This window comes from Kitasatospora sp. NPDC053057, from assembly GCF_044546945.1.
Taxonomy (GTDB): Bacteria; Actinomycetota; Actinomycetes; order Streptomycetales; family Streptomycetaceae; genus Kitasatospora.
The window spans coordinates 116244-142735 of sequence record NZ_JBITZP010000023.1; the positions used below are offsets into that span (position 1 = coordinate 116244).

8 protein-coding genes are annotated in these 26492 nt (G+C 73.0%); 7 read left to right on the forward strand and 1 reads right to left on the reverse strand.

What is annotated here, in order from left to right; all coding sequences use genetic code 11:
• Nucleotides 1-31 precede the first annotated feature (31 nt).
• A complete protein-coding gene (locus tag ACIG5E_RS24250; RefSeq protein WP_396536522.1) occupies nt 32-1255 on the reverse strand; it encodes a cytochrome P450 in 1224 nt (407 codons plus the stop codon).
• Nucleotides 1256-1610: 355 nt separating this feature from the next.
• Between ACIG5E_RS24250 and ACIG5E_RS24255 the strand changes: the two genes are divergently transcribed.
• The 7 genes from ACIG5E_RS24255 to ACIG5E_RS24285 all read left to right on the forward strand — a co-directional run.
• On the forward strand, nt 1611-13814 hold the full coding sequence (locus ACIG5E_RS24255; protein ID WP_396536524.1) for an SDR family NAD(P)-dependent oxidoreductase: 12204 nt from the start codon (nt 1611-1613) through the stop codon (nt 13812-13814).
• A 34-nt stretch (nt 13815-13848) separates the two neighbouring features.
• Entirely contained in the window at nt 13849-15066 is a 1218-nt protein-coding gene (locus tag ACIG5E_RS24260; RefSeq protein WP_396536526.1) for a macrolide family glycosyltransferase, read from the forward strand.
• Nucleotides 15063-16637 (forward strand): FAD-dependent oxidoreductase, encoded by a 1575-nt coding sequence (locus tag ACIG5E_RS24265; RefSeq protein WP_396536528.1) that lies wholly within the window; start codon nt 15063-15065, stop codon nt 16635-16637. Before ACIG5E_RS24260 ends, ACIG5E_RS24265 begins: the two co-directional genes overlap by 4 nt.
• Nucleotides 16634-18754: an aminodeoxychorismate synthase gene (gene pabB / locus ACIG5E_RS24270; RefSeq protein ID WP_396536530.1), complete on the forward strand. Its 2121-nt coding sequence runs from the start codon at nt 16634-16636 to the stop codon at nt 18752-18754. Before ACIG5E_RS24265 ends, pabB begins: the two co-directional genes overlap by 4 nt.
• Nucleotides 18751-21108, forward strand: a complete 2358-nt coding sequence (locus ACIG5E_RS24275) for a beta-glucosidase (protein ID WP_396536532.1) — start codon at nt 18751-18753, stop codon at nt 21106-21108. Before pabB ends, ACIG5E_RS24275 begins: the two co-directional genes overlap by 4 nt.
• A complete protein-coding gene (locus ACIG5E_RS24280; protein ID WP_396536534.1) occupies nt 21105-22292 on the forward strand; it encodes a 4-hydroxybenzoate 3-monooxygenase in 1188 nt (395 codons plus the stop codon). Before ACIG5E_RS24275 ends, ACIG5E_RS24280 begins: the two co-directional genes overlap by 4 nt.
• 68 nt (nt 22293-22360) lie before the next feature.
• A partial coding sequence (locus ACIG5E_RS24285) for a type I polyketide synthase (protein ID WP_396536536.1) occupies nt 22361-26492 on the forward strand: 4132 nt, incomplete at its 3' end.

A 26492-nucleotide genomic window follows, 5' to 3' on the forward strand; every position in this document is an offset into this window, starting at 1 on the left:
TCGGTGACCAACGGCCTTGCCGGACGCATTGTCAGTTCTTGTGCAGACGCACCGGAAGGCTTTCCAGACCCTGCATCATGAAGCTCTTCCGCCACTTCAATTCGGAGTCCGGGACGGCCAGCGTGAGGTCGGGGAACCGGCCCAGCAGGTGGCGGAGGGCGATCTCCATCTCCAGGCGGGCCAGCGGGGCGCCGACGCAGTAGTGGATGCCGTGCCCGAAGCCCAGGTGCCCGGCGGTGGAGCGGGTGACGTCGAGCTGGTGGGGGCAGCCGAACTGGGCCCCGTCCCGGTTCGCCGCGCCCAGCAGGACGGAGACGTACTCACCGGTGCCGACCGTCACACCGCCGAGCTCGAACGGCTCGGTGGCGTAGCGCAGCGTCGCGCGGTTGCCGGGGCCCTCGTAGCGGAGGAACTCCTCGTTGGCGGCCGGGATTCCGCTCGGGTCCTCGCGCAGGGCCGCGAGCTGCTCCGGGTGGTTGAGCAGGGCCCGCAGACCGTGGCCGATCATGTTGACCGTGGTCTCGTAGCCGGCCACCACGAGCAGGAAGACGGTGGAGACCAGCTCGATGTCGGAGAGCTTGTCCTCCTCGTCCCTGGCGTGGATGAGCGCGCTGACCAGGTCGTCGGCCGGCTGGGCGCGCTTGAGCTGGATCATCTCCCCGATGTGCTGGCCGAACCGGGCCATGTTCGGGCCCGCGTTCTCGTTGTCGTTGGACATGATCGCGGCGGTCAGCCCGACCAGTACCGGGAAGTGCTCCTCGCTGATGCCGAGTAGCTGCCCGAGCACCCGGACGGGGAACTGCGCCGTGTACTCCTCGACCAGGTCGACGACGCCGCCCTCGGCGGCGGCCTTCCGCTCGGCGGCGTCCAGGAGTTCGGTGCTGATGGCCTCGATGACCGGTTCGAGCTTCTTCACGCTGCGGGCCGTCAGGGCCTTGTTCACGAGCTTGCGCAGCCGGGTGTGGTCCGGCGGGTCCATGTTGAGCATGTGCCGGCCCACCGAGCTGTGCTCCAGACGCGGCGTACCGCCCTCGGACATCTCCCGGTCGAAATATCCGAGTTGGACCGAGGTGTCGATGTCCTTGGACAGCGCCGGGTGCGAGAGCGCGATGCGCGCCTCCTCGTAGTTGACGACGGCCCAGACCTTCAGGCCGCTCGGCAGCAGCATCCGGTGCACCGACCCCTTGTCCTGCAAGGCGTCGTAGGCCGGATACGGGTTTCTCATGAACTCCTCATCCATGATCGGCAGGGACATGGAAACTCCTTGAATCAGGGAACTTGTGGATTTCGCATATGTCCGGTGTGCGTTGCGGTCACCGGGATCGATTGGCGAGCGTACAGGCCGGGCGGCGGAACTGACAGGGGGTAACACCGCCGCTCGGTATATCTGACATGACGTCATAATTCCCGGTGGGGGGAGAAAACGCCGACCGGTGTGACGCTCGCAACAGGGCCATTGATCTCTGCCTTCCCCCTCCTATATCGTCGCCGACGAAAGATCATCAGCTCTACGCGATGCTGTGCGGGGGAACGCGCTCCAGAGAGCCTTTCTTCGTGCTGTCCCGGAGTCATCGGTCCGAGTCGCGTCCTTTCCTGAGTGGGAGTCAGCCGTGCCGGCTATCCCTGTTCGTTCCGTCGCGGATGCCCTCCGGGCGCACGCCAATGAGCGTGGACATGTCATTGCCTACTCTGACCAGGCACGCAGCACGACCTACGGAGAGCTGGAAGCGTCCACCGCGCGACTGGCCGGCCACATCGGCGAATTCGGAATCGCCCGGGGCGGGCGCGCCGTGGTCTGCCTCGGCAACCGGGTGGAAATGGTGGAGAGCTGCCTCGCGCTGACCCGCGCGGAGCTCGTCGTCGTCCCGGTCAATCCGCATGCGAGCGATGGCGAGCTCGCGCATATTCTGCGCGACTCCGAGGCCGCGCTCGTCATCACCGAAGAATCGAACTTCGAGCGGCTCCGCCGGCTCGACGGCCTTCGGAATGACCTCCGCTTCGTCATTGTGACGGACAATCAGGAAAGCCTCGGTGGCGGAGAATACGTCCACGACTACCGGCGAATGAGCGCAGACGAACCGAGCGCACCGGCACCGGACGGTCTGCGGCCCGACGACGTCGCCTGGATGCTGTACACCTCCGGAACGACCGGCGCCCCCAAGGGCGTTCTCTCCACCCAGCAGGCGGGTCTGTGGTCGGCCGTCAACGGCTACGCCGCCGTACTGGACATCGGACCGGGAGACCGGCTGCTCTGGCCGCTGCCGCTGCACCACAGCTTCGCCTTCAACCTCTGCGTCCTCGGGGTGATGGCGGCCGGTGCGACAGCCCGGATCGCGGCCGACTTCGCCCCGGACGACATCGTCGCCGAACTCGGCAGCTCCTCCTACACCCTGATGGCCGCCGTGCCCACGATGTGCCACTATCTGCTGGACTCAGTCCCCGAGGGCGAACTCGACCTGAGCGGCCTGCGGGCCTTCCTGGTGGCCGGAGCGCTCACCAGCGCCGCCCTGGGCGCACGGTTCCGGGACACCTTCGGCGTCCAGCTGGTCGACAGCTACGGAAGCACCGAGACCACCGGCGTCATCACCTGCAACCCGCTCGGCGACCACCGGGTGCCCGGCTCCTGCGGCCGGCCCGTCCCCGGTGTGACGGTCCGCATCACCGATCCGGAGACCGGCCTCGAAGCGCCCACCGGCCACGAGGGCGAGATCTGGGTCCGGAGCCCCAGCCTGATGACGGGTTACCACAACGACCCGGAGCGGACGGCCGAGGCCTTCCACCAGGGCTGGTACCGCACCGGCGACATGGGCCGTCAGGACGCCGAGGGCTTCGTGAGCATCACCGGGCGCCTCAAGGAACTCATCATCCGGGGCGGGGAGAACATGCACCCCGCCGAGATCGAGGACGCGATCCGCGCGAGCGCCGAGGTCGCGGACGTCGCGGTCGTCGGCCGCGAGCACAGCGTGCTCGGCGAGGTGCCGGTCGCCTACCTGGTGCCGAAGGCGGACCACCCGCTGCCGGTGGCCGAGTTGGTCGCCAGACTGCGCGACCGCCTCGCCTACTTCAAGGTCCCGGCGGAGCTGCACCTCACCGACCGGATCCCCCGCACGCCGTCCGGGAAGACCGTCCGCCGACTCGTCGGCGCCGAGGGCTCCCGACTGCTCGCGAACACCGGAACCCACCACAGCCGCCTGACCTTCCGTGTTCCCGGTTCCCTCGACTCCGCCGCTCTTCCGGCCTCCCTGCCAGCGGACGACCGGAGCACCGTGCACGGCAGGCCCGTCCTGCTGCTCTCCGACGCCGCCTCCACGGCGCGCGCCGAGGAGCTGGCGGCGCACCTCGTTTCCGCGCACGGCTGCGCCGAGACGGTGGTCGAGCGCTGCGAGCCCGCCGACGGCGAGTCGCTGCGGCGCGCGACGGCGGGCCGGGACGGGTACGTCCTCGTCCTGCTGGCCGGAGCCGACGAGGCGGGTTCCTTCGACGAACTGGCGCGCGAACTCGCCGCTGCGGGAGGGACCGCGGTCTCGCTCGGCGCCGGGGACGAGGTCGGCGCGCAGGGGCTGCGCGACGCGCTGGACGCCGCACTGATCGAGAACGCGCCCGTCGTGCGGGCGTCGGCCATCGACGTCCCGGGACCGCTCTGGGGCAGCGCGGCCGAGCCCGCCCCCGAGGTGGCCGCCCGACTGCGGGACGAGCTCCGGGACCTGAGCGACCGGGACGTCGAACTCCGGCTGCTGGCCCTGGTGGCTGCCGAGTGCGCCGCCGTCCTCGGCAACGCCACCGCGGCCTCGCTCGACCCGCGCAAGCCCTTCCGCGCGCTGGGCTTCGACTCGGTGGCGTCCGTGGGGCTGCGCGTCCGGCTCCAGAACGCGACCGGGCTGCGGCTGCCGGCCTCGCTCGCCTTCGACCACCCGACCCCGCAGGCCGTGGCCCGGTTCCTCCGTGACGGGCTGTTCGGTGCCCGTGAGGCGGGCGAGGTCGCGGTCGTGGGGGCGGGCGCGGTGGTGGACGACGCCGATCCGGTGGTGCTCGTGGGCATGGCCTGCCGGTACCCGGGCGGCGTGCGGTCCGCAGAGGACCTGTGGGACCTGGTCACGGCCGGTACGGACGCGGTGGGGCCCTTCCCGGAGGACCGGGGATGGGACCTGGCGGGGCTGTTCGACGAGGACCCGGACACGGCGGGAACCACGTACGCCTCGCAGGGCGGATTCCTCGACGGCGTGGCCGAGTTCGACGCCGGGTTCTTCGGGATCTCGCCGCGTGAGGCCCTGGCGATGGACCCCCAGCAGCGGCTGCTGCTCCAGACCTCCTGGGAGCTCTTCGAGCAGGCCGGCATCGACCCGGACACGCTGCGCGGCAGCCGCACCGGCGTCTTCGCCGGGCAGATGTACCACGACTACGCGATCCGCCTCACCGACGAGCCCGGGGCGGAGGGCTACCTGAGCACCGGGCTCGCGGGCAGCGTGCTCTCCGGCCGGCTCTCCTACTTCTACGGGTTCGAGGGTCCGGCGCTGACGATCGACACCGCCTGCTCCTCCTCGCTCGTCGCGCTGCACCTGGCCGCGGACTCGCTGCGGCGGGGCGAGTGCTCGCTGGCGCTCGCGGGCGGTGTCGCGGTGATGTCGACGCCGACGTCGTTCGTCGACTTCAGTCGGCAGCGCGGGCTCGCCTCGGACGGCCGCTGCAAGCCGTTCGCCGCCGCTGCGGACGGCACCAGCTGGGGTGAGGGTGTCGGTCTGCTGTTGTTGGAGCGGCTCTCGGACGCCCGGCGCAACGGACACCGGGTGCTGGCGGTGGTTCGTGGTTCGGCGGTGAACCAGGACGGTGCGTCGAACGGTCTGTCGGCGCCGAACGGTCCGTCGCAGCAGCGGGTGATCCGTCAGGCCCTGGCGGGTGCGCGGTTGGCGGCCGACGAGGTGGATGCGGTGGAGGCGCACGGTACGGGTACCTCGTTGGGGGATCCGATCGAGGCGCAGGCGCTGTTGGCGACGTATGGGCAGGGGCGGTCCGCGGAGCGGCCGCTGTGGCTGGGGTCGGTGAAGTCGAACCTGGGGCACACCCAGGCGGCCGCGGGCGTGGCCGGGGTCATCAAGATGGTGCAGGCGATGCGGCACGGTGTGCTGCCCCGGACGCTGCATGTCGATGCGCCGTCGCCGCATGTGGACTGGTCGGCGGGCGAGGTCTCGCTGCTGACGGAGGTCCAGGAGTGGCCGGAGACGGGGCGTCCGCGTCGTGCGGGTGTGTCCTCGTTCGGCATCAGCGGCACCAATGCGCACGTCATCCTCGAACAGGCCCCGCAGCACGATGAGTCGGGCATCGAGGCGGGTGCGGCCGCGCTGGTTCCGCCGGTCTCGGTGCTGTCCGCGGGCAACGACGCCGCGCTCCGGGCGCAGGCGGCCCGACTGGCCGCGCATGTCTCTGCGGACAGCTCCCTGGCCGTGGCCGACGTGGCCTTCTCGCTCGCGACCACGCGGGCCGTGCTGGATCGGCGTGCGGCGGTGGTGGCGGCGGACCGGGAGGGGCTGCTGCGGGGGCTTGAGGCTCTGGTGGAGGGGCGCCAGGCCAAGGAGGTGGTGGAGTCTGCTGCTTCCGGTGGGAAGCTGGCGTTCCTGTTCACCGGGCAGGGTTCCCAGCGGTTGGGGATGGGCGGGGAGTTGTACGGGGCGTTCCCGGTGTTCGCGGGCGCGTTCGACGCGGTGTGTGCGGAGCTGGACAAGCACTTGGACGGTTCGGTCCGGGATGTGGTGTTCGGCGATGATGCCGGGCTGCTGAACCGGACGGTGTGGGCGCAGGCGGGGTTGTTCGCGTTGGAGGTGGCGCTGTTCCGACTGCTGGAGTCCTGGGGTGTCACGCCGGACCTTCTGCTGGGTCACTCGATCGGTGAGGTCGTGGCGGCGCATGTGGCGGGCGTGTTCTCGCTGGAGGACGCGGCCGCGCTGGTGGCGGCGCGTGGTCGGTTGATGCAGGCGCTGCCTGCGGGCGGCGCGATGCTGGCGGTGGCGGTCACGCCCGAGACCGCAGTGGAACTCCTCGCGGGCTGTGAGGGCCTGGTCGATGTGGCGGCCGTCAACGGCCCGCGCTCGGTGGTGCTTTCGGGAAATGCGGAGGCGATTGAGAAGATCGAGCAGGCGGCACTGGCAGCCGGCCACCGGGCCAAGCGCCTGTCGGTGAGCCACGCCTTCCACTCGCCGCTGATGGAGCCGATGCTGGCCGAGTTCGGCACTGTCGTTCGGGGCCTGACGGCGGCCGAGCCGAGGATCCCGGTCGTCTCCAACGTCACCGGAGCACTCGCCACCACCGCGGAACTGACCGACCCCGACTACTGGGTCCGGCACGTCCGCCAGGCCGTGCTGTTCCACGACGGCGTGCGCACTGCAGCGGAGTTGGGTGCGACCCGTTTCGTGGAGCTCGGCCCGGACGGCGTCCTGACCGCCCTCGCGCTGGACTGCCTCACCGACACCGATACCGACACCGACGCCCACGTCTTCGCCTCCCTCCTGCGCCGCGACCGCCGCGAGGATCAGGCCGTCGCCGCCGCCCTCGGCGCTCTGCACTGCTGGGGCACCGCCCCCGACTGGCAGGCCGTCTTCGCGGCCACCGACGCCCGGCGGGTGGCCCTGCCCAGCTACCCCTTCCAGACCGAGCGCTACTGGCCGGCGACGCCGATGAAGGGCGTGGCCGGAAGTCCGGCGGAGCCGGGCGACCTGCTCTACCGCGTCAGCTGGGAGCCGCTCGCGCAGGTTCCCGCGCCGGAGCCGCTGGGCACCTGGATCCTGGTCACGGACACCGAGGACGCGCTCACCCAGGACTGCGTGACCGCTCTCGATGCCACGGCCGCCCGGGTGCTGCACCTGTCGCTCTCCGACGGGGCAGCGGATCGCGCGGCCCTCGGTGCCGCCCTGGCCCAGCTGGCCGCCGAGGCCGCGCCGACCGGGGTGTTCGCGCTGCTGCGCGGTGAACTCGCCCCGCTGAACGCCGTGGTGCTGCTGCAGGCGCTCGGGGACATCGGTTCCGAGGCCCCCGTGTGGCTGGCGACCCGGGGCGCGGTCGGTGTCGGCGGATCGGACGGTTCGATCAGCACGCGGCAGGCGCAGCTCTGGGGTCTCGGACGCGTGGCCGCCCTGGAGGCGGCCGACACCTGGGGCGGACTCGTCGACCTCCCGGAGCGGCTGGACGCCGAGGGTGCACGACGGCTCTCCGCCCTGCTCCTGCGCGCGGTGGACGAGGACGAGGTCGCCATCCGGCCCGAGGCGGCCTACGCACGCCGCCTCGTCAGGGCGGGCTGGGAGGACCAGGCGGAACCGAACCATTGGGCTCCGTCCGGGACCGTCCTCGTCACCGGCGGCACCGGCGCCCTCGGTGCCCATGTCGCCCGTCGCCTGGCCCAGGCCGGGGCCGAGCACCTGCTGCTCACCAGCCGTCGGGGCCGGCAGGCCCCGGGTGCCGCCGAGTTGGCGGCCGAGCTGACCGAGTTCGGCGCCCGGGTGACCATCGCCGCCTGCGACGTCAGTGACGGGGAGGCGGTGGCCGCACTGCTCGACGCGATCCCGGCCGAGTACCCGCTGACCGCCGTCGTGCACACCGCCGGCGTCCTGGACGACGGCGTGCTCACTGCTCTGACCCCCGACCGCCTCCAGCGCGTGGTGGCCGCCAAGACGGACGGCGCTCTCCACCTGGACCGGCTGACCCGCGATCTTCCCCTCTCCGCCTTCGTGCTGTTCTCCTCCCTCGCCGGCGTGGTCGGCGCGGCCGGCCAGGCGAACTACGCCATGGCGAACGCGGCCCTGGACGCACTCGCCGAACAGCGCCGACAGGCCGGGCTGCCGGCCACCGCCATCGCCTGGGGCGCCTGGGCGGGCGAGGGCATGGCCGCCACCGACGAGGTGGTGCGCGAGCGGATGCGCCGCACCGGCTTCCGTCCGATGCGCCCGGAGAACGCGCTGCGCGTCCTCGAGAGCGCGATCCAGCACGGCGAGACCGCTGTCCTCGCGGCGGACATCGACTGGGAGCGCTACGCCCAGGCGCACGGAGCGGCGGCCCAGCGCCCGCTGCTGCGCGCGCTGGTCGCCGCGCCCGCCGCCGAGCCGACCGGGCTCGCCAGGACCCTGGCGGGCCGCACTCCCGCTGAGCAGCACTCCGCGCTGGAACAGCTGATCCGCGGTCATGCCGCCGACCTGCTGATGCACCGGTCCGCCGATGACATCGACCCGCAGAAGTCGTTCCGCGCGCTCGGCTTCGACTCGCTCGCCTCGGTCGAGCTGCGCAACCGACTGGTCGCGGCGACCGGGCTGCGGCTGCCGGCCTCGCTCGCCTTCGACTATCCGAGCCCGGCCGGACTGGCGGACTTCCTCCGTGAGGAGCTGTTCGGTGCCGACGAGGCGGGCGAGGCCGCCGTGGCGGGGGCGGGCACGGTGGTGGACGACGCCGATCCGGTGGTGCTCGTGGGCATGGCCTGCCGCTTCCCGGGCGGTGTGCGGTCGGCGGAGGACCTGTGGGACCTGGTCGCGGCCGGAGTGGACGCGGTGGGGCCCTTCCCGGAGGACCGGGGGTGGGACCTGGCGGGGCTGTTCGACGAGGACCCGAGCGTTCCGGGGACGACGTACGCCTCCGGAGGCGCGTTCCTGGACGGCGTGGCCGAGTTCGACGCCGGGTTCTTCGGGATCTCGCCGCGTGAGGCGCTGGCGATGGACCCGCAGCAGCGGCTGCTGCTCCAGACCTCCTGGGAGCTGTTCGAGTCCGCGGGCGTCCTGCCGGGTGCGCTGCGCGGCAGCCGTACCGGTGTCTTCGTGGGATCCAACGGTCAGGACTACACCGCGCTCGTCGCCCAGTCCGCGGAGGATCTGGAGGGGTACCTCGGCACCGGTGGCGCGCTGAGCGTCGTCTCGGGCCGGCTCTCCTACTTCTACGGGTTCGAGGGTCCGGCGCTGACGGTGGACACCGCGTGTTCCTCGTCCCTGGTGGCCATGCACCTGGCCGCGGACTCGCTGCGGCGGGGTGAGTGCTCGCTCGCGCTCGCGGGCGGCGTCACCGTGATGTCGACGCCGGGTTCGTTCATCGACTTCTCCCGCCAGCGCGGGTTGTCGCCCGACGGCCGGTGCCGGGCGTTCGCGGCCGGTGCGGACGGTACGGGCTGGGGTGAGGGTGTCGGTCTGCTGTTGTTGGAGCGGCTCTCGGACGCCCGGCGCAACGGGCACCGGGTGTTGGCGGTGGTCCGTGGTTCGGCGGTGAACCAGGACGGTGCGTCGAACGGTCTGTCGGCGCCGAACGGTCCGTCGCAGCAGCGGGTGATCCGTCAGGCCCTGGCGGGTGCGCGGTTGGCGGCCGACGAGGTGGATGCGGTGGAGGCGCACGGTACGGGTACCTCGTTGGGGGATCCGATCGAGGCGCAGGCGCTGTTGGCGACGTACGGGCAGGGGCGGTCCGCGGAGCGGCCGCTGTGGCTGGGGTCGGTGAAGTCGAACCTGGGGCACACTCAGGCGGCCGCCGGTGTGGTGGGTGTGATCAAGATGGTGCAGGCGATGCGGCACGGTGTGCTGCCGCGGACCTTGCACGTGGACGCGCCGTCGCCGCATGTGGACTGGTCGGCGGGCGAGGTCTCGCTGCTGACGGAGGACCGGGAGTGGCCGGAGACGGGGCGTCCGCGTCGTGCGGGTGTGTCCTCGTTCGGCATCAGTGGCACCAATGCGCACGTCATCCTCGAACAGGCCCCACAGACTGCGGAGTCGGTCGAGCCGACCGGGCCCCGGCCCTCGGCGGTGCCGTGGATCCTCTCCGCGAAGACACCCGAGGCGCTGAGGAGCCGGGCGGAGCGGCTGCGCGAGCACCTCGCGGCCCGGCCCGAGCTGGGTTCGGTTGCCGTCGCCCGCTCGCTGGCGGTCGGGCTGACCTCCTTCGAACACCGTGCCGTCGTCGTCGCGCACGACCGTGAGCAGGCGCTGGCCGCGCTGGCCGAGGTGGAGGCCCACGGCACGGCGGCCGCCGGGAAGACGGCGTTCCTGTTCACCGGTCAGGGTTCCCAGCGGTTGGGGATGGGCCGGGAGTTGTATGGGGCGTTCCCGGTGTTCGCGGGCGCGTTCGACGCGGTGTGTGCGGAGCTGGACAAGCACTTGGATGGTTCGGTCCGGGATGTGGTGTTCGGTGCGGATGCCGAGGTGTTGAACCGGACGGTGTGGGCGCAGGCGGGGCTGTTCGCGTTGGAGGTGGCGCTGTTCCGGCTGCTGGAGTCCTGGGGCGTGAGCCCGGACCTTCTGCTGGGTCACTCGATCGGTGAGGTCGTGGCGGCGCATGTGGCGGGGGTGTTCTCGTTGGAGGATGCCGCTGCTCTGGTGGCGGCGCGTGGTCGGTTGATGCAGGCGCTGCCCGCCGGTGGCGCGATGCTGGCGGTGGCGGTCACGCCCGAGACCGCTGCGGAGCTCCTCGCGGGCTGTGAGGGCCTGGTCGATGTGGCCGCGGTCAACGGCCCGCGCTCGGTGGTGCTTTCGGGTGAGGACGGGGCGATTGAGAAGATCGAGCAGGCGGCACTGGCAGCCGGCCACCGGGCCAAGCGCCTGTCGGTGAGCCATGCCTTCCACTCGCCGTTGATGGAGCCGATGCTGGCGGAGTTCGGCGCGGTTGTTCGGGGTCTGGCGGCGGCTGAGCCGAGGATCCCGGTCGTCTCCAACGTGACCGGCGCACTCGCCACCGCCGAGGAACTGACCAGCCCCGACTACTGGGTGCGGCATGTCCGCCAGGCGGTGCTGTTCCACGACGGTGTGCGCACCGCAGCGGAGTTGGGTGCGACCCGTTTCGTGGAGCTCGGCCCCGACGGCGTCCTGACCGCCCTCGCGCAGGACTGCCTCACCGACACCGGCACCGACACCGAGGCCCACGCCTTCGCCTCCCTCCTGCGCCGCGACCGCCCCGAGGACCAGGCCATCGCCGCCGCCCTCGGCGCCCTGCACTGCTGGGGCGTCACCGTTGACTGGCCCGCCTACTTCGGACCCGTCACCGGCGCCGCCGACCTCCCCGGCTACCCCTTCCGGGCGGAGCGCTACTGGCCGCGTCCGCGTCCGGTAGGCGTGCCGCAGGGGCCGGACGCCCACCCCCTGATCGGCGGAGGCATTCCCCGCGCCGATTCCGAGGAGGTCCTGTACAGCTCGCGGCTGTCGGTCCGTACGCACCCCTGGCTGGCCGACCACGTGGTGAACGGCACGGCGATCCTTCCCGGGACGGCGTTCGTCGACATGGCGCTGCACGCCGGTCGTGCGGCGGGCAGCCCGACCCTTGAGGAACTCACCGTGCAGGCGCCGCTCCGGCTGTCCGGAGCGTCGGCCGTGGACATCCAGGTGGCCGTCCGGCCGCTCGACGAGCCGGGACGCCGGTCGGTGACCGTGTACGGCCGTCCGGTGGACTCGGACGGCGGCTGGACCACGCACGCGGCGGGTGTGCTCACGGAGGAACGCGGCGAGGAGCTCGTCGCCGACCTCACCTGGCCGCCCGTGGGCGCCGAACCGGTCGCGGCCGAGGACGCCTATGACCGCGCCGTGGACATGGGCTTCGACTACGGTCCGGTCTTCCGGGGCCTGCGGGCCGCCTGGCGGCGCGGCGACGACGTCTTCGCGGAGGTGGCGTTCGCGGAGGACTCCGTGCAGGAGCCGGAGCGCTTCGTCTTCCACCCCGCGCTGTTCGACGCGGCACTGCACACCGGCTTCGTCGACTCGCCCGGCTCGTCGGACGCGGCCGGTCGGCTGCCCTTCGTCTGGCAGGGCGTCACGGTGTACCGGCCGGGAGCGGCCGAGGCCCGGGTCCGGCTGAGCCGGATCGGCGAGGACGAACTCGCGCTCCACGTCACGGATCCGGCCGGCCGCACCATCGCGGTGGTCGACTCGCTGACGCTGCGGCGGGTCCGCCCCCAGGACCTGGCGGAGTCCGGGGCCGAGCTGCTGGCCCCGGTCCTGGAGCCGGTTGAGGACGCCGGAATGTTCGCCGGGGCCGTCGCGGTCGTCGGCGAGGATCCGGCCGGTCTCACCCGGGCGCTCGACGGGAGCGGGGTCGCCGCCGAGCACCACCGGGACCTGGCGGCCCTGGAGGACTCGTTCATGCTGCCGGAGGCCGTCGTACGCTTCGTGGACCTCTCCGGTCCGCTGGGCACGGACGAGTCGGCCGAGCACGCGGTCGAGGCCGTCTGGCGGACCGCGACCCTGCTGCGGGAGTGGATCGACGGCGGCCTGTACGACGACGCCCGCCTCACCCTGGTGGTGTCCGGGGAACCGGGAACCACGTCCGGCGCCGTACGGGCGATGCTGCGCACCGCGCAGTCCGAGCACCCCGGCAAGTTCCAGGTCGTGGAGCTGGACGGCGACCCGAGCTCGCCGGCCGCGCTGGCCTCGGCCCTGTCGGTCGAGGCGCGTGAAGTGGTGGTGCGCGAAGGACGGTTGCTGACCCCGCGACTCGCCCCCGCCGACAACGCCGACAACGCCGAGCCCGCCGAGCCCGCCGAGAGCCCCGAAAGCCCCGAAAGCCCCGAAAACGCCGAGCCCGCCGAGGACTTCGAGCCCCGGGTGACCGACGGAGCCGTGCTCATCACGGGTGGTACCGGCGGCCTCGGCGCAGTCGTCGCCGAGCACCTGGTGCGGCGCCGGGGCGTGACCGACCTGGTCCTGCTGAGCAGGCGGGCGGGCGGCCCGGAGCACGACCGGCTCGCCGACACCCTGCGCGCGCTCGGGGCCCGGGTCACCCTCGCGGCCTGCGACGTCACCGACCGGTCCGCGCTCGCGGAGGTCGTGGCGGGCCTCGGTGCCGACCGGCCGCTCAGGGCGGTGATCCACACGGCGGGCATCGTCGACGACGGCGCGCTCAGCACGCTCAGCCGTGAGCAGTTCGCGCGCGTCCTCCGGGTGAAGGCGGAGGGCGTGCTCGCCCTGCACGCCGTCACCGCCGGGCACGACCTGGACGCGTTCGTGCTCTTCTCGTCGGCGGCCGGTGTGCACGGCAGCCCCGCGCAGGCCAACTACGCCGCGGCCAACGGCTTCCTGGACGCCTTCGCCGACCACCGCCGCTCGCTCGGACTGCCCGCCCTCTCGCTGCAGTGGGGCCCCTGGGCGGAGGAGCGCGGCATGGCCGGGCGGATCGGTGCAGAGGCCATCGCCCGGATGGCCCGCCACGGCACCGTCCCGATGACCAACGAGGAGGCGCTGGCGCTGCTCGACCGCGCGCTGGACGGGCCCGGTGCCCGGAACCTGGTCGCGGCCCGGCAGTCGCGGCGGACGGATCGTCCGGCCGCACCGGTGCCGGCGCCCCGGCAGACGAGGACGACCGACGGGCCGTCGTCGGCCGAGCGACTGGCCGAGCGCCTCGCCGGCGCCGACCCGGCACAGCGCCGACGGCTGCTCACGGACCTCGTGACCGCGCAGACGGCGGCCGTGCTGGGGCACCGCGGCGGCGACCAGGTGCCCGGTGAGCGGTCCTTCCGCGAACTCGGCCTGGACTCGCTCGCGGCCGTCGAACTGCGCAACCGGCTCGGCGCGGAGACCGGACTCAAGCTCTCGCCCACGCTGGTCTTCGACTTCCCCACCCCCGCGGCGCTCGCCGGGCACCTCGACGAGGAGCTGGGCGAGACCGAGGACGCCCCGGCGCAGCCGGTGATCCGCGGGCTCGACGAACTGGAGGCACAACTGCGCGCGGCCGCGCCGGACTCGGCGACCGGCCGGTACGCCGAACAACGGCTGCGCGCCCTGCTGGCCCGACTGGGCGGCAGCACGAAGAAGTCGGACGTCCATGACGACGTCACCGACGAGGAGCTGTTCGAAATCCTGGACGGGGAGATCGGGATCTGACCGGCCCCGCCGGTCGAAACCCAGAGGAACACTGATGGCCCATATCGCATTTTTCAGTGTGGCCGCGCACGGCCACGTATCGCCGACCTTCGGCATCGTCGCGGAGCTGGTGTCCCGCGGCCACCAGGTCACCTACTTCACCACGAAGGAGTTCGAGGAACGGCTCGTCCGGCTCGGCGCGAGGGTGTGCCGCTACGACGTCGCCACCTCCTCCGGCCACTCGCCGCGCGCCTTCGCCGAGAACGACCTGAGCGCGCTGCCGCTCTTCTTCCTGTACGGCAGCGCGGACCGGATCGCGCTCGCCGAGGAGCGGTTCGCCGACGGGCGGCCCGACCTGGTCGTGTACGACAACACGGCGCCGTTCGTCGGCCGGGCGCTGGCGCGCCGCTGGGGCTGCCGCTCCGTGCAGTTCTTCCCCAGCATCGCCTCCAGCCGCGGCTTCGCCCTGATGGACGCGATGCTCGCCCGGACCGGCCGCTCCGCGGCCCACGAGGCCAACGGCGCCGAATTCGACCGCCGGCTCGGGGAGTTCCTGACCGCCGTGGGGCTGGGCGACACCGCCACCGAGGAGTTCATGGACTTCGAGGAGGAGCTCAACCTGGCCTTCCTGCCCCGCGGGTTCCAGCCCGAGCAGGACGCCTTCGGCCCGCACTACCGCTTTGTCGGCCCGAGCCTCGGCGACCGGGCGGCGGAGGAGCGTTGGCAGCCCGCCGAGGACGGCCGGCCGCTGGTCCTGGTCTCGCTCGGCACGGTGTTCAACCAGGCGACCGGGTTCTACCGCAGCTGCCTGGAGGCCTTCGACGGCACCGAGTTCTCGGTGGTCATGTCGATCGGCGCGCAGACCGACCCGGCCGACCTCGGCACGCTGCCGCCGAACGTCGAGGTGCACGCGAGCGTGCCCCAGCTGTCCGTGCTCGACCGGGCGTCCGCCTTCGTCACCCACGGCGGCATGGGCAGCACGATGGAGGCGCTGTCCTTCGGGACGCCCATGGTGGTGGTGCCCCAGATGGTCGAGCAGGAGATCATCGCCGACCGGGTCGCCGACCTGGGCCTCGGCCTGCGGCTCGACCCCGCGGCGGTGACCCCCGCCGGTCTGCGCGAAGCGGTGCGCACGGTCAGCACCGATCCCGCGATCACGGCCCGGATGGCCGGGATGCGCCAGCAGGTCCACGACGCGGGCGGCGCCGTGGCCGCCGCGGAGGCGATCGAGCGGCACCTGGTCCGCACGGAAGGAGAGGTGGCGGCGGTATGAGCACTCCCGAGATCCTCATCGTCGGTGGGGGAGCGGTCGGTTCGCTGCTCGCCTGCGACCTGTTGCAGCAGGGCGTTCCGGTCCGGCTGATCGACAGCAAGCCCTCGCTGGAGGAGAGCGACCCGCACTCGCGGGCCGTCATGATCTGGCCGCGCGTGCTCGAACTCCTGGAGAAGACGGGCATCGCGGAGGAACTGGTCTCCCGCGGGCGCCCCGCGACCGACGTCAGCTTCTTCTCCCGCGGCCGCCGGCTCGGCACCGTGCCCATGCACGGCATGGACACCGCCTACCCGTTCGGACTCGGCATCGTCCAGCGCGAGCTGGAGGACCTGCTCTGGGCCCGCCTCGCCGAACTCGGCGGCCGCGTCGAGTGCGGTACGGAGCTCCACGCGCTCGACAATTCCGGGCCGCTGCCCCGGGCCACCCTCCGCCACCGGGACGGCACCCTGGAGGAGACCGAGCCGCGGTGGCTGATCGGAGCCGACGGCGCCGGCAGCCTCACCCGCCGCCTGCTCGACATCCCGTACCCGGGCCTGCCCTTCCCGCTCGGCATCTCGCTCGGCGACTTCCCGATCAGCGGGCCGGCGGTGTCCGGGGTCGAGTACCACTACGGCGAGACCGGGATGCTGCCGCTGGTCCACCTGCCCGACGGGGTGTGCCGGCTGGCCACCGTGGTGCTGCCCGGGGAGCCGGACTGGTCCGACCGGCCGCTCGCCGACTGGCAGGAGATGGTCGAGCAGCGCGCCAGCCTCCCGTACGAACTCGGCGAACCGCTGTGGAAGCGCACCTACTTCCCACGGCCCGGTGTGGCCGAACGGTTCCGCGACGGGCGGATGATCCTGGTCGGGGACGCCGCGCACAGCGTGGTGCCGCTCGGCGGACAGGGGCTCAACCTCGGCCTCCAGGACGCCGTCAACCTCGGCTGGAAGCTGGCCGGCGTGGTGCGCGGCGAGTGGAGCGACGCCCTGCTCGACAGCTACGACGGCGAGCGCCGGCAGGCGGTCGAGCACGTCCGCACCGTCATCCGCACCGAGATGGAGCTGTCGGCGCCGCAGACCCCCGAGGACGCCGCGCGCCGCGACGAGGCCGTCGCCGCCGCCGAGCGCTCCGGTTTCCTGCGGAAGGTGGCCGCACCGCTGATGAGCCAGCTTGGACTGAGCTATGCTCCTCTCGAAGAACCTTTGTGGCGCTCGCAGTTGAAGCGCCGACTGACCGTCGGCGACCGGGTGCCGTTCTTCCACACCTCCCGCAGCGAGCCCGGCTCCCCGGTGCTCGACCGGAGCGCGCACATCGCCCTGCTGTGGCCGGGCGAGGGCCTCCCGGAGGACTGGACCGCCGTGGCCGAGCGGGCCCGCGCCGCGTTCGGCGAGCGGATCGCCGTGCACGACCTCGCGCGGCTCACCGACGACGGACGCGCCCGACTGCGGGCCGGCTTCGGCCCGCTCCCACTGATCGCCCTGGTGCGCCCCGACGGCCACCTCGCCCGGCTCGCCCCGGCCGACCGGCCGCAGGACTGCCTTGCCCACCTGGACCGGCTCACCGGCCGCTCCACCTCCTCCAGCGCGAAGTGAATGAGACCGTGCGGACGCTGCTGATAGACAACTACGACTCGTACACCTACAACCTGTTCCACCTCCTCGGGCAGGTGAACGGCGAGGAGCCCGTCGTCGTCACCAACGACGCGGCCGAACTCCCCGACCTGGACGGGTTCGACAACATCGTGATCTCCCCCGGCCCGGGCCATCCGGCCCGCGCCCGCGACTTCGGCATCTCGCTCGACGTGCTGCGCCGGGCGAACGCCCCGGTGCTCGGCGTCTGCCTCGGCCACCAGGGCCTCGCGGTCTCCGAGGGCGGCCGCGTGGTGCCGGCGCCCGAGGCCCGCCACGGGCACGTGGAGCGGGTCACCCACCAGGGCGACGAGTTCTTCGCCGGGATCCCCCGGGAGTTCGGCGCCGTCCGCTACCACTCGCTGTGCGTCGCCGAGCCGCTGCCGGACGACCTCGAACCCATCGCCCGGGCCGAGGACGGAGTGATCATGGCGCTGCGGCACCGGCGGCTGCCCCGCTGGGGCGTGCAGTTCCACCCGGAGTCCATCGAGACCGAGTACGGGCTGCGGATGATGGCGAACTTCCGCGACCTCACCCGCGCCGCCGGGGCCCGCAGGTCCTTCGCCGCTCCGTCCGCGGCGACGACGCCGGTCCGCGAGCACGCCCCGGCGGGGCAGCAGCGGTACAGCGTGCAGGTGCGCGAGCTGGACCGGGCCGTCGACACCGAAGCGGCATTCGAGGCGCTCTACTCCGGCTCCACCAACGCCTTCTGGCTCGACAGCGCCCGTGTGGAGCGGGGCCTGTCCCGGTTCTCCTTCCTCGGGGACGCCGCCGGCCCGCTCGCCGAGACGGTGCGCTACCGCGTCGCCGAGCGCGCCGTCGTGGTCGACGGACCGGCCCCGGCAGTCCACGCCGGGACCGTCTTCGACTACCTCCAGCGGGAGTCGGAGCGACGGGTGGTCGACGCGCCGCCGCTGCCCTTCGACTTCACCGGCGGGTACGTCGGCTACTTCGGCTACGAGCTCAAGGCCGACTGCGGCTCCAAGAACCGCCACACCGCCGAAACACCCGACGCCGTCTGGCTGTTCGCCGACCGCTTCCTCGCCGTCGACCACGAGCAGGACCGCACCTACCTGCTGGCGCTCGGCAACGACGAGACCACCCGGGCGGCGGCGGAGAACTGGCTCACCGGGACCGCGAAGGTGCTGGAGGGCCTCCAGGGCCTCCCGGAACCCGCCGCCGTCCCCGCCGCCTCCGTCGAGCCGTTCCTCGCCAAGCAGCGCGCGGACTACGTCGAGGACGTCAGGGCCAGCCAGGAGTACCTGCTCCAGGGCGAGAGCTACGAGATCTGCCTCACCAACGTGGCCGAGGTGCCCGCGACCGACGGCGGCTGGGAGACCTACCGCCGGCTGCGCCGGCTCAACCCGGCCCCGTACGCCGCCTACCTGCACCTCGACGGCATCGACGTGGCCTGCTCCTCGCCCGAGCGCTTCCTCAGGATCACGGCCGACCGGGTGGCCGAGGCCAAGCCCATCAAGGGCACCGCCCCCCGCGGCGCCACCCCGGCCGAGGACGAGGCCGCCCGCGCGGAGCTGGTCTCCAGCGCCAAGACGCGCGCCGAGAACCTGATGATCGTCGACCTGCTGCGCAACGACCTCGGACGGGTCTGCGAACTCGGCAGCGTCGAAGTGCCGGTCCTGATGGCGGCCGAGAGCTACGCCACCGTCCACCAGCTGGTGTCCACCATCCGCGGCACCCTCAAGGCGGACGCCGACACCATGGACTGCGTGCGCGCCTGCTTTCCCGGCGGCTCGATGACGGGCGCGCCCAAGCTGCGCACCCTGGACATCATCGAGTCCCTGGAACAGCGGGCCCGCGGCATCTACTCCGGCTCCATCGGCTACCTCGCCTGCAACGGCAGCGCCGACCTCAACATCGTCATCCGCACGATGGTCCGCACCGGTGAGCACTGGCAGTTGGGCGCGGGCGGGGCCATCGTCCTCGACTCCGACCCCGACGAGGAGTACGACGAGATGCTCCTCAAGGCCAGCGCGCCCGCCCGTGCCCTGCGCGCCCCCGAACCCCAGGCCACTGTGCCGGCCGCCGCCCCCGCCGACAGCAACGGAAGTGAACTCGCATGACCACCCAGACGCCCGTCGACGCCCCCGTCGACGTCCACGCCCTGATCGCCCGGATGACCCTGGAGGAGAAGCTCTCCTTCGTCCACGGCTCCGACGACCCCGAGAAGCTCGGCCAGTCGGGATTCATCCCGGGCGTCCCGCGGCTCGGCATCCCGCCGCTGCGGATGACCGACGGTCCCGCCGGTGTGCGGATGAAGCGCAAGACCACCACCGCGCTGCCGGCGCCGATCGCGCTCTCCTGCGCCTTCGACGACGAACTCGCCGCCCGTTACGGCGAGTTCCTCGGCCACGAGGCCCTCGCGAAGCGTCAGGACGTCCTCATCGGCCCCATGCTCAACGTGCTGCGCCAGCCGTACGGCGGCCGTAACTTCGAGCTGTACGGCGAGGACCCGCTGCTGGTCACCGCGATCGGCACGGCCGTGGTGGCCGGCATCCAGTCGCAGGGCGTCATCGCCATGCCGAAGCACTTCGCGGCGAACAACCAGGAGGAGAACCGGATGGTCGTCGACGTGCGCGTCGACGAGCGGACTCTCCGGGAGATCGAACTCCCCGCCTTCCAGTCGGTGGTGGAGGCCGGCGCCGGCGCCCTGATGGGCGCCACCAACAGCGTCAACGGCGATTTCAGCTGCCAGAACGGGCCGCTGCTCGACACCCTGCTGCGCGAGGAGTGGGGCTTCGAGGGCTGGGTGATGTCCGACTGGGACGCCGTGCACGACACCGCGGCCATCGAGCGCGGGCTCGACCAGGAGATGCCCGACGGCAAGCACCTCGGCGCACCGCTGGCCGAGGCGATCGCCGAGGGCCGGATCGAGGAGAAGGTCCTCGACCGCTCCGTCGCCCGCATCCTCGGCCAGATGGCCCGCTTCGGCCTGCTCGACCCCGCCGGGCGCCCCGCCGTCGAGCGGGACGCGGAGCGCGGCCGCGCCCTGGCCCTGGAGGTGGCCCAGGCCGGCTCGGTCCTGCTGCACAACCCGCGCGGCGTCCTCCCGCTGAGCGAGGACCGGCTGCGCGAGAAGGGCCTCGCGGTCATCGGGCTGGCCGCGGCCGTGCCCAAGACCGCCGGTGTCGGCAGCGCGCTCGTGGTGCCCGAGGCCGCGAGCACCCCGCTGGACGTGCTGCGCGCGCGCCTCGGCGAGGACCGGGTCGAGTTCCGCATCGGCGAGGACCCGGCCGGCCGCCCGATCCCCGAGTCCGCGCTGCAGCCGCCCTTCCGCGAGGGCGAGGTGCCCGCGGGCCCCTCCACCGAGCCGAACTACTTCTACGAGGGCCGGCTCACCATCGAGACGCCCGGCCGTTACCGCATCGCCGTCACCGCGCTCGGCGGCTACGCGGCGATCGACCTGGAGGGCCACCCGCGGGTCTTCGCCGGCAGCTCCTTCGGCGACACCGCGGGCATGACCCTCGACCTGGAGCCGGGCAGCTACAAGCTGGTGCTGTCGGCCCTGCCGGTGCCCGGCAACCCGGTCAAGCTCACCCTCGGCTGGGTCACCCCGCAGCAGGCCCGCACCGACATCGAGGAGGCGGCGGAGGCCGCCCGCAACGCCGAGGCCGCGCTGGTCTTCGTCTACGACGAGCTCGCCGAGCTGATCGACCGTCCGGAACTCGGGCTGCCCGGGCTCCAGGACGACCTCGTCACCGCGGTGGCCCAGGCCAACCCGAACACCGTGGTCGTCCTGAACACCGGCTCGTCCGTGCCGATGCCCTGGCAGGACCTCGTCGCCGGCGTCCTGGACGTCTGGTACCCCGGCGAGATGGGCGCCGAGGCGACCGACGCCCTGCTGTTCGGCGACGTCAACCCGAGCGGCAAGCTCACCCAGACCTTCCCGACGGACGCCGACCACACCTCCGTCTCCGGTGACCCGCTGCGCTACCCGGGCGCCGACGGCCGCGTCGAGTACAGCGAGGGCCTGTTCGTCGGCTACCGCTGGCACGACCAGCACGGCGACGAACCGCTCTTCCCCTTCGGCCACGGCCTCAGCTACACCACCTTCGCCTACGAGGACCTCGAACTGGCCGCCGAGGGCCGCACGCTGCGGGTCGGGTTCACCATCCGCAACACCGGTGCGCGGGCCGGGCGCGAGATCGCCCAGGTCTACCTCGGCGCCAGCCCCGAGGCCGGCGTCGACCAGGCGCCCAGGGCCCTCGCCGGGTACACCTCGGCCCTGCTGGAGCCGGGCGAGTCGGCCCGCGTGCAGGTCGAGCTGGCCGCCCGGTGCTTCGAGTACTGGGACACCGACGCCCGCGCCTGGACCGTCGGCGCCGGCCGCCGCACCGTCCAGGTCGGCGCCTCCTCGGCGGACGTCCGGCTCACCGCTGACGTGCGGGTCGAGAGCTCGGGCGAGGTCGGGAAGTGACCTCGCCGGGTCGAACACTGCACACCCCGGTCTGCATCATCGGGGCCGGGCCCTCGGGCCTGCTGCTCGCCCGGCTGCTCCGGCTCAACGGCATCGACTCGGTCGTCCTGGAGCGGCGCACCCGCGTCCACGTGGAGAAGCGGGTCCGCGCCGGGCTGCTGGAGCAGGGGACCGTCGAGATCCTGCGCGACGCCGGGGTCGGCGAACGGCTCGACCGCGAAGCGCTCGTGCACGAGGGCTTCGAGTGGCGCCTCGACGGTGCCGTGCACCGGATGCCCTTCACCGAGCTCTGCGGTGCGTCGGTGTGGATGTACGGTCAGCAGGAGGTCGTCAAGGACCTGCTGGACGCCCACGACGACGAGGCCGGCCTGCACTTCGGCGTCGAGGACGTGCGGATCGCGTCGGTCACCGCGGACGGCGCGCGCGTCGTCTGCACGATCGACGGTCAGCTCACCGAGCTGACCTGCGACTTCATCGCGGGCTGCGACGGGTTCCACGGGGTCAGCCGACAGGCCGTGCCCGGTACGGAGCTGGTCGGCCACGAGCTGACCCACCCCTTCGCCTGGCTCGGGGTCCTGGCCGCCGCTCCGCCGCTGTCGCCCGAGTTGATCTACGCTGTCGGCGACCGCGGGTTCGCGCTCCAGAGCATGCGCTCGCAGCAGGTCAGCCGGCTGTACCTGTCGGTGCCGCCCGGCGAGGGCGTCGACGACCGCAGCGACGAGGAGATCTGGCGGGAGCTGGACCTCCGGCTCGCCGGCGGCCGGGGCACCCTGCCGACCGGGGAGATCCTGGAGCGGGTCATGGTGCCGCTGCGCAGCTACGTGGCCGAGCCGTTCCAGTACCGCCGGCTCTTCCTCGTCGGTGACGCCGCGCACATCGTCCCGCCGAGCGCCGCCAAGGGGCTCAACATGGCCGTCGCCGACGCCCGGCACCTCGCCGAGGCGCTCACCGGCTGGTACGCGCACGGCCGGCGGGAGGCCCTGGACGGCTACTCGGCAACCGCCGTGCCCCGGGCGTGGCAGGGCCAGCAGTTCTCGGCCTCGATGACCACCCTGATGCACGCCGCACCGGACGAGTCGGTCTTCGACCGCCGGCTGCGCAGGGCGCGGTTCGAGCGCCTGCTGTCATCCACCGCCGAGGCGACGGCCTTCGCCGAGCAGTACACGGGTATCGCACGCCGCTGACGTTCACGGGGGCGCGAGCCGCCCCCGTGAACGGTGTCACTTTCTTGATCGACTGGAGTCCGGACGTCATGACCAACGAAGAGAAGCTGCTCGACCACCTCCGCTGGGTGACCGCCGAACTGCACCAGACCAAGAAGCGGCTGCACGAGGCCGAGACGGCCGAGCCGATCGCGATCGTCGCGATGAGCTGTCGCTACCCCGGGGGCGTGACCAGCCCCGAGGAGCTGTGGCAGCTCGTCCTCGACGGCCGCGACGCGGTCGGCCCCTTCCCCGACGACCGCGGCTGGGACACCGCGGCCGTCTACCACCCCGACCCGGACCAGCAGGGAACCACCTACGTCCGGGAGGGCGGATTCCTCGACCGCGCCGACGAGTTCGACGCCGGCTTCTTCGGGATCTCCCCGCGCGAGGCCCTCGCCATGGACCCCCAGCAGCGACTGCTGCTGGAAACCTCCTGGGAGGCCTTCGAGCGGGCCGGCATCGACCCGTCGTCCGTGCGCGGCAGCCGCACCGGCGTCTACGTCGGCGTCATGCACCACGACTACGCGTCGCGCCTGGACACCCTCCCGGAGGGCGTCGAGGTGTACGCCGGCAGCGGCAACGCGGGCAGCGTGGCCTCCGGCCGCATCTCCTACACCCTCGGCCTGGAGGGGCCGGCCGTGACGGTGGACACGGCCTGCTCCTCCTCGCTGGTCACCCTGCACCTGGCCGCCCAGGCCCTGCGCCAGGGCGAGTGCACCCTGGCCCTGGCCGGCGGGGTCACGGTGATGTCGACGCTCGACCTGTTCGTCGACTTCAGCCAGCAGCGCGGGCTCGCCGCCGACGGCCGCTGCAAGCCCTTCGCCGCCGCCGCGGACGGCACCGGCTGGGGCGAGGGCGTCGGCCTGTTCCTGCTGGAGCGGCTGTCGGACGCCCAGGCCAACGGGCACCCCGTGCTCGCCGTGCTCCGCGGCTCGGCCGTCAACCAGGACGGGGCGAGCAGCGGGCTGACCGTCCCCAACGGCCCCTCGCAGCAGCGGGTGATCCGGCAGGCCCTGGAGCAGGCCGGGCTGACGGCCGGTGAGGTCGACGCCGTCGAGGCGCACGGCACGGGCACGATGCTCGGCGACCCGATCGAGGCGCACGCGCTGCTCGCCACCTACGGGCGGGAGCGCTCCGAGGGCCGCCCGCTGTGGCTCGGTTCGGTCAAGTCCAACCTCGGGCACACCCAGGCCGCCGCGGGCGCGGCCGGCGTCATCAAGATGGTGATGGCGCTGCGCAACGGCGTGCTCCCCAAGACCCTGCACGTGGACGAGCCGAGCCCGCAGGTCGACTGGACCGCCGGTGACGTCCGGCTGCTGTCCGAGCGGACCGACTGGCCGCAGACGGGTCGTCCGCGTCGTGCGGGTGTGTCCTCCTTCGGGATCAGCGGCACCAACGCCCACGTCGTCCTCGAACAGGCCCCGGCCGACGATGCCGAGCCTGCCGAGCTCGGTGACCGCCCCGAACTCCCGCTGGTGGCACTCCCGCTGGTGGCACTCCCGTTGGCGGCTCGCAGCGCCGAGGCCGTACGGGACCAGGCCGCCGCCCTCGCCACCCGGCTCACCGGGACCGAGACCACCGCGGACCTCGCCGACCTCGGCTACTCGCTCGCCACCACCCGTACCGCCTTCGACCTCCGGGCCGTCGTCCTCGGCGCCGACGCCGCCGAGATCCGCGAAGGGCTCCTCGCCCTCGCCTCCGGCGCCGCCTCCGCAGCGGTCGTGCAGGGCAGCTCGGGCAGCGGCGGGCGGACCGCCTTCCTGTTCACCGGACAGGGCTCCCAGCGGGCCGGCACGGGACGGGCACTGTACGGCGCCTTCCCCGTGTTCGCCGAGGCCTTCGACGCGGCCTGCCGTGAACTCGACCGCTACTTCGACACCCCCGTCCGCGAGGTCGCCTTCGCGGAGGAGGACAGCGCGCGCGCCCGGCTGCTCCACCGCACCGAATACACCCAGGCCGGCCTCTTCGCCCTCGAAGTCGCGCTCTTCCGGCTGACCGAGAGCTGGGGCATCCGCCCCGACGTCCTGCTCGGCCACTCCATCGGCGAACTCGTGGCGGCGCACGTCGCCGGCATGCTGACGCTGCCGCAGGCCTGCGCACTCGTCGCCGCGCGCGGCAGGCTGATGCAGTCGCTGCCCGAGGGCGGCGCCATGCTCTCCGTCGAGGCGGCGGAGGACGAAGTCCGCCCGCTGCTCGCGGGCTTCGAGGGCCGCGCGGACATCGCGGCCGTCAACGGCCCCGCCGCCGTGGTCCTCTCGGGTGACGAGGACGCGATCGACGCCCTCGCCCGGCAGCTCACCGGCCGCCGCACCAAGCGGCTGCGGGTCAGCCACGCCTTCCACTCGCCGCGAATGGAGCCGATGCTCGACCGCTTCCGCAGCGTCGTCGAACGACTGGACTTCCGCCCCCCGACCATCCCGATCGTCTCCAACGTGACCGGCCGGATCGCCACGGCCGAGGAGCTGAGCACCCCCGAGTACTGGGTGCGCCACGTCCGCGAGGCGGTGCGCTTCCACGACGGCGTACGGGCCCTCGACGCCCACGGCGTCACCACGTACCTGGAGCTCGGCCCCGACGGCGTGCTGAGCGCCATGGGGCAGCTCTGCCTCGCCGACACCCCCCGGGACGCCCGCTGGAGCTCCGTGCTGCGCCGCGGCACGGACGAGGTGCGCAGCCTCGGCCGCGCCGTCGCCGAGGTCCACACCCACGGCACCGGCGTCGACTGGGCGGCCGTCCTTCCGGGCGCCGCGCGGGTCGACCTGCCGACCTACCCGTTCCAGCGGGAGCGCTACTGGCTGGAGGCCGGCACCGACGCCGGTGATGTGGCCTCGGCCGGTGTGGAGGCCGTCGGCCACCCGCTGCTCGGGGCGATGGTGGTGCTGGCCGGCTCCGACGGCTTCGTGTTCACCGGCCGGCTGTCGCTGCGCTCCCAGGCCTGGCTGGCCGACCACGCCGTGAACGGCGTCGTGCTGCTGCCCGGAACCGCCCTGGTGGAGCTGGCCGTTCGGGCCGGGGACCAGGTCGGCTGCGGTCGGCTGGAGGAGCTGACGCTCGAAGCGCCGCTCGTCCTGCCGGAGCAGGGCGAACTCCAGCTCCAGGTCGCCGTGGACGCGGCCGACGGCACCGACCAGCGGACCGTCACCGTCTACGCCCGAGGGGCGGACGGCGAGTGGACCCGGCACGCCAAGGGCGTCGTCACCCGGGAGGCCGGGGCCCGGCCCGAGGGGATCCCGGCCGCGGAGGAGACCTGGCCGCCCGTCGGCGCCGAGCCGGTGGACCTCGCGGACTTCTACCCCCGGCGGGCGGTGGCCGGTTTCGGCTACGGCCCGGCTTTCCAGGGCCTGCGGGCGGCCTGGCGGCGTGGGGCGGAGGTGTTCGCGGAGGCCCGGCTGGACCAGGAGCAGCAGGAGGCGGGCCGGTTCGGCCTGCACCCGGCGCTGCTCGACGCCGCCCTCCAGGCGATGGGCGTCGGGGCACTGCTGCCCGAGGACGGCGTCGCGCGGCTGCCGTTCGCCTGGAGCGGCGTCACGCTCCACGCCGCCGGCGCCTCGGCCCTTCGGGTGCGGCTGGTCCCGGCGGGCGACGAAGCCGTGTCGCTGACGGCGACGGACGAGCGCGGCCTGCCGGTCGTGACCGTCGACTCGCTCACCCTGCGGCAGCTGTCCGCAGGACAGCTCGCCCCGGCCGGTGACGCCCTCTTCCGACTGGACTGGACGGCCCTCGGCAACCCGGCGAAGGAGGGTGGCTGGTCCGGTTCGGTGGAGTTGGTGGAGGTGGACACCTCGGAGGGTGTCCGGGTTGCGGTGCACGGGGTGTTGGCTGCTGTGCAGGGTGCGCTGGCCGCTGATGACGCTTCGCGTCGGCTGGTGTTCGTGACGCGTGGTGCGGTGGAGGGTTCGGCGGGGGAGGGGCTGGTGGATCCGGCCGCTGCGGCGGTGTGGGGTCTGGTGCGTTCGGCGCAGTCGGAGCATCCGGGGCGGTTCGTGCTGGTGGATGTGGACGGTTCGCGGGAGTCGGCGGCGTTGGTGGGTGTCGTGGGCGCGGGGGAGGAGCCGCAGGTCGCGGTGCGTTCGGGTGTGGTGTTGGTGCCTCGGCTGGTGCGGGCGGGGCTGGCTTCCTCGTCGGGGGGCGGTGCCGGTTTCCCGTCCGGGGGGACGGTGCTGGTGACGGGTGGTCTGG

Coding starts and splice junctions, on each gene's coding strand:
- ACIG5E_RS24275 (WP_396536532.1), top strand. CDS start 18,751: ATGACCACCCAGACGCCCGTCGACGCCCCCGTCGACGTCCACGCCCTG.
- ACIG5E_RS24260 (WP_396536526.1), top strand. CDS start 13,849: ATGGCCCATATCGCATTTTTCAGTGTGGCCGCGCACGGCCACGTATCG.
- ACIG5E_RS24265 (WP_396536528.1), top strand. CDS start 15,063: ATGAGCACTCCCGAGATCCTCATCGTCGGTGGGGGAGCGGTCGGTTCG.
- ACIG5E_RS24250 (WP_396536522.1), bottom strand. CDS start 1,255: ATGTCCCTGCCGATCATGGATGAGGAGTTCATGAGAAACCCGTATCCG.